The 303-nt window shown below is 55.8% G+C and carries 1 pseudogene; it reads right to left on the minus strand.

The features are described 5' to 3' along the window. Nucleotides 1–48: 48 nt before the first annotated feature. Nucleotides 49–303, minus strand: a pseudogene (locus SOP85_RS31585) (hypothetical protein); the annotation flags it as partial.

Raw genomic sequence — 303 nt, forward strand, 5'->3', positions numbered from 1 at the left:
TTCGCGAGCAAGCCCGCTTGTATGTTTAGACTTGTAGGGGTGGTGGGACTAAAAGCCAGCATCTGACTCTAGCCAGTACAGACCGTGGGAGACTTCGCCCCACCCCTTCACCAAAGCGCCGATAAGGAATGCATCGGCCATGACCGACGATAGAAGCAAGCCAGCGCAATGGTGAAGCCCCGACAAGCCTTTAAACCCTAACCCGGAGCTTTCTTTGTGGCAATGAGTGTCTCGCGTTCTGTAGTCGGAGTGGATGTCGCCAAGGCCGAAGTGGTGGTCTATCAGGCCGACACGGATCTGCTG

Source organism: Pseudomonas sp. YuFO20, assembly GCF_035064975.1.
GTDB lineage: Bacteria > Pseudomonadota > Gammaproteobacteria > Pseudomonadales > Pseudomonadaceae > Aquipseudomonas > Aquipseudomonas putida_AE.